Source organism: Pseudomonas sp. P4_C8, assembly GCF_056401975.1.
The window spans coordinates 34,434-41,942 of the sequence record NZ_JBFUIH010000061.1 but is presented as its reverse complement, the minus strand read 5'-3'; the positions used below and the strand labels follow the sequence as shown (position 1 = coordinate 41,942).

At 59.1% G+C, this 7,509-nt stretch carries 6 protein-coding genes, 1 tRNA gene and 1 pseudogene; 3 read left to right on the top strand and 5 right to left on the bottom strand.

Annotated features, from left to right (window positions below; translation table 11 throughout):
• A pseudogene (locus tag AC1DWM_RS27100) lies at positions 1–152 on the top strand (IS5/IS1182 family transposase); the annotation flags it as partial.
• A 155-nt stretch (positions 153–307) separates the two neighbouring features.
• Here AC1DWM_RS27100 and AC1DWM_RS27095 read toward each other — a convergent pair.
• A tRNA-Asn gene (locus AC1DWM_RS27095) sits at positions 308–383 on the bottom strand.
• Between the two features lie 227 nt (positions 384–610).
• On the opposite strand from AC1DWM_RS27095, the gene AC1DWM_RS27090 reads away from it, so the two are divergent.
• Positions 611–841 (top strand): hypothetical protein, encoded by a 231-nt coding sequence (locus AC1DWM_RS27090; protein WP_007943502.1) that lies wholly within the window; start codon positions 611–613, stop codon positions 839–841.
• Here AC1DWM_RS27090 and AC1DWM_RS27085 read toward each other — a convergent pair.
• Both AC1DWM_RS27085 and AC1DWM_RS27080 read right to left on the bottom strand, forming a co-directional pair.
• Complete coding sequence (locus AC1DWM_RS27085) at positions 838–1,038, bottom strand: hypothetical protein (protein ID WP_223517506.1); 201 nt, start codon at positions 1,036–1,038, stop codon at positions 838–840. The two genes, AC1DWM_RS27090 and AC1DWM_RS27085, sit on opposite strands and share 4 nt — an antisense overlap.
• 236 nt (positions 1,039–1,274) lie before the next feature.
• Positions 1,275–2,471 (bottom strand): amino acid aminotransferase, encoded by a 1,197-nt coding sequence (locus AC1DWM_RS27080; protein WP_223517504.1) that lies wholly within the window; start codon positions 2,469–2,471, stop codon positions 1,275–1,277.
• Between the two features lie 338 nt (positions 2,472–2,809).
• Between AC1DWM_RS27080 and uvrB the strand changes: the two genes are divergently transcribed.
• A complete protein-coding gene (uvrB, locus tag AC1DWM_RS27075; RefSeq protein ID WP_223517503.1) occupies positions 2,810–4,825 on the top strand; it encodes an excinuclease ABC subunit UvrB in 2,016 nt (671 codons plus the stop codon).
• Positions 4,826–4,913: 88 nt separating this feature from the next.
• Here the strand turns inward: uvrB and AC1DWM_RS27070 are convergent, their stop codons facing one another.
• Positions 4,914–6,464: an MDR family MFS transporter gene (locus AC1DWM_RS27070; protein WP_477796603.1), complete on the bottom strand. Its 1,551-nt coding sequence runs from the start codon at positions 6,462–6,464 to the stop codon at positions 4,914–4,916.
• Positions 6,454–7,503: an HlyD family secretion protein gene (locus AC1DWM_RS27065; protein ID WP_223517499.1), complete on the bottom strand. Its 1,050-nt coding sequence runs from the start codon at positions 7,501–7,503 to the stop codon at positions 6,454–6,456. The genes AC1DWM_RS27070 and AC1DWM_RS27065 overlap by 11 nt, the downstream gene beginning before the upstream one ends.
• Between the last annotated feature and the right edge of the window lie 6 nt (positions 7,504–7,509).

Here is a 7,509-nt window from a genome sequence, read left to right as displayed (position 1 = left end):
ACCTTAAACAGTGGTTATTTGGTAACGCTCGCTTCTTGCTGCGACAGCTTGAAGGCGCGAGGGCTGAAATGGCCTTGGCGGTGAACGCCTATAACCTGAAAAGAGCGATTAACGTGCTGGGCGTGCGTCAGATGATGGCGCTGATGGACTGAAAAGCCTTTTTTCGTCTGCTGTGAGCACAAAAGCAAACGCCCCGAACAAGTCGGGGCGTTTGCTGGAACCACCATCAGTGTGTTTTCACACAGTCTGAGAAGGCGGGTTTTTCGGTGGTTTCAGAGATTTTGGAAGCTTTCTCTGAAACCTTGTATGGCTCCACGACCTGGACTCGAACCAGGGACCCAGTGATTAACAGTCACTTGCTCTACCAACTGAGCTATCGCGGAATGGCGCCTATGTTACTGATTCAAAAAGAGAAGTCAAGCGCCTGATTGCAACTTGGGCGATTAGTCGGGACAGACGGTGGTTTATCGGTCATGGGCGGTTACCAGATTCGTCCCAGAGGTCTACCATGGCCGCCCGGAAGTGGTAACACGCGCTGCCGGCCATTCGCCGAAAAGGTACGCGCCATGAATCACCCAACCTGCACACCTCACAACAACGGGGTGTTCGCATGAGCATCGCTCAGATCAGCTTGCCCAAAGGTGTCGGCCCCCACGCCGAAAAACTGTTCGACGCAATTACACAGGCCAGCACCGCTGAGGAATTGAACCGCGCCGGCGGCAAGGCCGAGGGTTTTGTTCTGGGCCTGGAAAGCACCAAGGCGATCAAGAGTCAGATTGCCGAGTCGCTCTATGTCGCCTATGACGATGCCGCCAGCCAGCGTGCCACCGAACTGGCTTAACCGCCGAATGTGAAGGTGCCGAGCATCATTTTGGCGTAGAGCGTCGTGGCGGCCAGTTGCACCAGCCACAAGGCCAGACCGCCGAGAAATACGCCCGCAGCGACTTGCATTACCAGGTTGCTGCCGCGTTTGGCCGGGGTGCGAGGCACGAAGTCGTCCAGTTCATCACGGTCTGCGCGTAGGTCATCGTTTTTCATGTGGGTTCTCGTAAATGCCTGGATGTACACAAAACCTGTAGGAGTGAGCCTGCTCGCGATAGCGGTGGGTCAGCTTGCACAGGTATTGAATGTGCCGTCGCCTTCGCTGGCAAGCCAGCTCCTACATTTTGAATGGTGTGGAGTCTAGAGGGCTGAGTCGCTGCTTTGAAAATTATCTGCGACAAATAAAAAACGGGAAGCCAATCGGCTTCCCGTTTTTCATATCACTGGACGACTCAGATCACCTGAACGATAGCCTTGGTCACCACGTCGATATTGCTCTGGTTCAACGCGGCCACGCAAATGCGGCCGGTGTCCAGGGCGTAGATGCCGAACTCGGTGCGCAGGCGGGTGACTTGCTCAACCGTCAGGCCGGAGTAAGAGAACATGCCGCGCTGACGACCCACGAAGCTGAAATCGCGCTGAGGGGCGTTTTTCGCCAGCAGATCAACCATCTGGATGCGCATGCCGCGAATCCGCAGGCGCATTTCAGCCAGTTCTTCTTCCCACTGGGCGCGCAGGACCGGGCTGTTGAGCACAGCGGCGACGATGCTTGCACCGTGGGTTGGCGGGTTGGAGTAGTTGGTGCGGATCACGCGTTTGACTTGCGACAGCACGCGCGCGCTTTCTTCTTTCGATTCGCTGACGATCGACAGGGCGCCAACGCGCTCGCCGTACAGCGAGAACGATTTGGAGAACGAGCTGGAAACGAAGAAGGTCAGGCCCGATTCGGCGAACAGGCGCACAGCGGCGGCGTCTTCGTCGATGCCATCGCCGAAACCTTGATACGCCATGTCGAGGAACGGCACGTGCCCCTTGGCTTTCACCACTTGCAGGACGTTATTCCAGTCCGCCGGGCTCAGGTCCACGCCGGTCGGGTTGTGACAGCAGGCGTGCAGCACAACGATAGAGCCGGCGGGCAGGGCGTTCAGGTCTTCCAGCAGGCCGGCACGGTTTACGTCGTGGGTCGCGGCGTCATAGTAACGGTAGTTCTGCACCGGGAAACCGGCGGTTTCGAACAGCGCGCGGTGGTTTTCCCAGCTTGGGTTGCTGATCGCCACGACGGCGTTCGGCAGCAGTTGCTTGAGGAAGTCGGCACCGATTTTCAGTGCACCTGTGCCGCCCACGGCTTGGGTGGTGATAACACGGCCGGCGGCGATCAGTGGCGAATCATTGCCAAACAGCAGTTTCTGCACAGCCTGATCGTAGGCAGCGATGCCGTCGATTGGCAGGTAGCCACGGGAAACGTGTTGAGCGGCACGAATCGTCTCGGCTTCGACAACGGCGCGCAGGAGTGGAATTCGCCCCTCCTCGTTGCAATAAACACCGACCCCCAGGTTGACCTTGTTGGTACGGGTATCGGCATTGAATGCTTCGTTGAGGCCCAGGATTGGATCGCGTGGTGCCATTTCGACAGCGGAGAACAGGCTCATTTTTGCGGCGGCTCTGAATGGAGAGTGGAGGGACGTGTGGCGCTCCAGCCGAATGCACTAGAGCGGTGCACAAACGGGGAGCTAGTATAGAGGCCATCTGCGATCGATGGCGACAGACGTTTCGGCTTTTCCGCTAAGTTTTTCCGATTATTTTTCGATCGTTAGTCGATTGGCGCCGTCATAGGATTCACCGGATGTAGGACGTTTGCCTTGAAAGAGCAGGCAATCGACTCCACATTGAGCACAATCCAGTTTTTTCCTCGGGCGACGTCGGTCGTTTGTGGTCTTTCTCGTTGCTGTCCGGTTTGACCGGTCAGGCGCGACCCCAGGGGTATTGAATGTCTGAATTCCAGCTAGTCACCCGCTTCGAGCCTGCCGGCGATCAGCCGGAAGCCATCCGTCTGATGGTGGAAGGCATCGAAGCCGGGCTGGCGCACCAGACGTTGCTCGGTGTGACCGGCTCGGGCAAGACCTTCAGCATCGCCAACGTGATCGCGCAAGTGCAGCGTCCGACTCTGGTGCTGGCGCCGAACAAGACCCTGGCTGCGCAGTTGTACGGAGAGTTCAAGGCGTTTTTCCCCAACAACGCGGTGGAGTACTTCGTTTCCTACTACGACTATTACCAGCCCGAAGCCTACGTGCCGTCGTCCGACACTTTCATCGAGAAAGACGCCTCGATCAACGACCACATCGAGCAGATGCGCCTGTCCGCGACCAAGGCGTTGCTGGAGCGCAAAGACGCGATCATCGTCACCACCGTGTCGTGCATCTACGGTCTGGGCAGCCCGGAAACCTATTTGAAAATGGTGTTGCACGTGGATCGCGGCGACAAACTCGATCAGCGTGCCTTGCTGCGGCGTCTGGCGGACTTGCAATACACCCGCAACGACATGGACTTCGCTCGTGCAACCTTCCGGGTTCGCGGCGATGTGATTGATATCCACCCGGCCGAATCCGATTTTGAAGCGATCCGCATCGAGCTGTTCGATGACGAGGTCGAGAGCCTGTCCGCCTTCGATCCGCTGACCGGCGAAGTGATCCGCAAGCTGCCACGCTTCACCTTCTATCCGAAAAGCCACTACGTGACGCCACGAGAAACCCTGCTCGGTGCCGTGGAGGGGATCAAGGTTGAATTGCAGGAGCGTCTGGATTACCTGCGCAGCAATAACAAACTCGTAGAAGCCCAGCGTCTTGAGCAACGCACCCGCTTCGACCTGGAGATGATCCTCGAGTTGGGCTATTGCAACGGCATCGAAAACTACTCGCGCTACCTGTCCGGTCGTGAATCCGGCCAGGCGCCGCCGACGTTGTTCGACTACCTGCCGGCCGACGCCTTGTTGGTGATCGACGAATCTCACGTCAGCGTGCCGCAGGTCGGCGCCATGTATAAGGGCGACCGCTCGCGTAAAGAGACGCTGGTGGAATACGGTTTCCGCCTGCCGTCCGCGCTGGATAACCGGCCGATGCGTTTTGACGAGTTTGAAAGCATCAGCCCGCAGACGATTTTTGTCTCGGCGACGCCCGGCAATTACGAGGCAGAGCATGCAGGCCGCGTCGTTGAGCAGTTGGTGCGTCCGACGGGGCTGGTCGATCCGCAAATTGAAATCCGCCCGGCGCTGACCCAAGTTGACGATCTGCTTTCGGAAATCACCAAGCGCGTGGCGCTGGAAGAACGGGTTCTGGTCACCACCCTGACCAAGCGCATGTCTGAGGATCTGACCGATTACCTGGCCGACCACGGCGTTCGCGTACGTTATCTGCACTCGGACATCGACACCGTGGAGCGGGTCGAAATCATTCGTGATCTGCGCCTCGGTACATTCGATGTGCTGGTGGGGATCAACCTGCTGCGTGAAGGCCTGGACATGCCTGAAGTGTCGCTGGTGGCGATTCTCGATGCGGACAAGGAAGGCTTTCTGCGCTCCGAGCGTTCACTGATCCAGACCATCGGCCGAGCGGCGCGTAACCTCAACGGTCGGGCGATTTTGTATGCCGACCGTATCACCGGCTCCATGGAGCGGGCGATCGGCGAAACCGAGCGCCGTCGCGACAAACAGATCGCCTTCAACCTGGCCAACGGCATCACGCCCAAGGGCGTGTTCAAGGACGTTGCCGACATCATGGAGGGCGCCACTGTGCCGGGCTCGCGTAGCAAGAAGCGCAAAGGCATGGCCAAGGCTGCCGAAGAGAGCGCCAAGTACGAAGCGGAATTGCGTTCGCCGGGAGAGATCGCCAAGCGTATTAAAGCCTTGGAAGAGAAGATGTACGCATTGGCGCGTGATCTGGAGTTTGAAGCAGCGGCGCAGATGCGCGATGAGATTGGCAAGTTGCGGGAGCGGTTGATCACTGTTTGATTTGCAGCGCCTGTCAGGCCGCCATCGCGAGCAAGCTCGGCTCCTACTGTAGGAGCCGAGCTTGCTCGCGATAGGGGCGTACTCGGTCTTAATGTACTTCCCCAGCCTTAATCCCCTCCGGCAATTTTTTGGTCAGCAATATCGCCAGCATGCTCACCCCCAGCGCAATCCCGACAAAGTGAAACGCATCGTTGTAAGCCATGATCGACGCCTGCTGGTGTGCGATTTCACTGATTTTACCCAGCGCCGCCGTATCACTGCCCAGCCGGTCTGCCATCGACGCCAGCCGCTCGGCCACCTGCGGATTACTCGGCACGATGGCTTCGCGCAAATAATCAAAGTACGTCTTGGTTCGCGCATCCAGCAGGGTGGCGAGGAGGGCAATGCCAATCGCGCCGCCGAGGTTACGCAGGATGTTGAACAGGCTCGACGCCGACCCCGCGTCCTGCGGCAGGATGTACGCCGTGGCGATCAGCGAAATGGTGACCATGATCAGGGGCTGGCCCAGCGCGCGAATGAGCTGGATCTGATTGAACTGCGGCCCGGCGAAGTCCGGGTTCAGCACCCCCGAAGAAAAACTCGCCAGCCCGAACAGCCCGAATCCCAGCGTACACAGCCACTTCGGCGAAATGTACTTCATCAGCTTGGGCACCAACGGAATCAGAAACAGCTGCGGCACGCCCATCCACATGATCACTTCGCCGATCTGCAGGGCGTTGTAGTTCTGGATCTGCGCCAGGTACAGCGGCAGCAGGAAAATCGAGCCATACAGCCCGACCCCCATCCCCAGGCTGGAAATACTCGATAGACCGAAGTTGCGGTTGCGCAGGATGCCCAGGTTGATCAGCGGGTTGGGCTTGGAAACTTGCACGATCACAAAGGTGATCAGGCTGATCAACGCGATGCTGCCCAGGGTCACGATCAGGTTCGACTCCAGCCAGTCCTTGCGGTGGCCTTCTTCCAGAAACACCTGCAAGCAACCGAGGCCGACGCCGAGAGTGAGAATGCCCATGTAGTCGGTGCTTTTCAGCAGCTCCCAGTGCGCTTTTTTCTTCTCGAGGCCGTACATCAGGCCGGCGATCATGATCAGGCCCGGTGGAACGTTGATGTAGAAGATGTATTCCCAGCCCCAATTTTCAGTCAGCCAACCGCCCAATGTCGGGCCGATAGAGGGCGCGAAGGTGGCGGTCATGGCGAACATGGCCATGCCTTTGGCGCGGTGGTGTTCAGGGAGTTTGATCAGCGTCAGTGTGAACGCCAGCGGGATCAGCGCGCCGCCGGTGAAGCCCTGCAAGGCGCGGAAGACGATCATGCTTTCCAGGCTCCACGCCATGGAGCACAGCAACGAGGCGACCAGAAAGCCCAGTGAAACCCAGACCGCCAGTCGTCGCGCGGACAGCAGCTGCACGAGCCAGGCAGTCAGCGGGATCATGATGATCTCTGCCACCAGGTAGGAGGTGGAAATCCACGAGCCTTCTTCAAGGGTGGCCGACAGGGCACCCTGAATGTCCTTGAGTGAAGAGTTGGTGATCTGGATGTCGAGTACGGCCATGAAGGCACCGAGCATCACGCTCATGACCGCAATCCAGTCCCGCCGGGTCGGTTCGCCGACCGGGTGGATCAGTTGGTCACCGGCCATCGTCAGGGGCGTCTTTGATGTTCACTTTGGCGGTGACTGACATGCCCGGACGGATCTTGCCTTGCAGCGGATTGTCCGCGGCGAAAGTCAGCTTTACCGGAATCCGTTGTACGACTTTGGTGAAGTTGCCCGTGGCATTGTCCGGTGGCAACAGGCTGAACTGCGCGCCCGAAGCGGCGAACAGGCTGTCGACTCGCGCTTTGATCGGCGTGTCGTTGTAGGCGTCGAAGGTCAGCTCGGCGCTCTGGCCGGGCTGCATGCGGCCGATCTGGGTTTCTTTGAAGTTGGCCTGAATCCAGATGTCCTGATCCGGGACGATCGACAGCAAGTACGCGCCGGCCTGCACCACCTGGCCTTCGCGGGCGGCACGCTGGCCGATCAGGCCGCTGATGGGCGCGTGGATTTCGCTGCGGGTCAGGTTCAGTTCCGCTTGCGCCAGGTCGGCCTTGGCGTTGGCGATCTGCGCGTCTAGACGCTTGATCTCGGCGGTCAGGGCGTTGACCTGCTGGCGTTGGCCCTGAGCGTCAGCCTGAGCCTTGGCGACTTGCGAGCGGGCGATGTGGTTGTCGGCCGACAGGGTGGTCACCCGTTCTTCCGAAATGTAGCCGGGTTTGCGCAGCGTCTGGGCGCGCGTCAAGTCGAGTAGCGACCGGCCGAGGCTGGCTTGGCTGGAGGCAACTTGCGCTTCGCTGGCCGCGATCAGGCTGGATTGCTGGGTGAGTTTGCTTTGCGCTTGCAGGCGTTCGGCCTGGCGGGTGGCGAGGGTGGCGCTGGCACGGTCGACGGCGAGGTCGAAATCGGCGCCTTCGAGCTTGATCAGCAACTGGCCTTTTTCAACGTGCTGGTTGTCATGCACCAATACTTGGTCGATGCGCGCGCTCAACTGGCTAGAGACGCGGGTGATCTCGCCCTGGACATAGGCGTTATCGGTGCTTTCATAAAATCGACCCTTCAAGTACCACTGGGCAAAGAAGCCCCCGGCAATCAGCAGGATGAGCAGCAGGAAAATAAACAGGCGACGCTTGAGTTGGGCAGGCATGGGGCA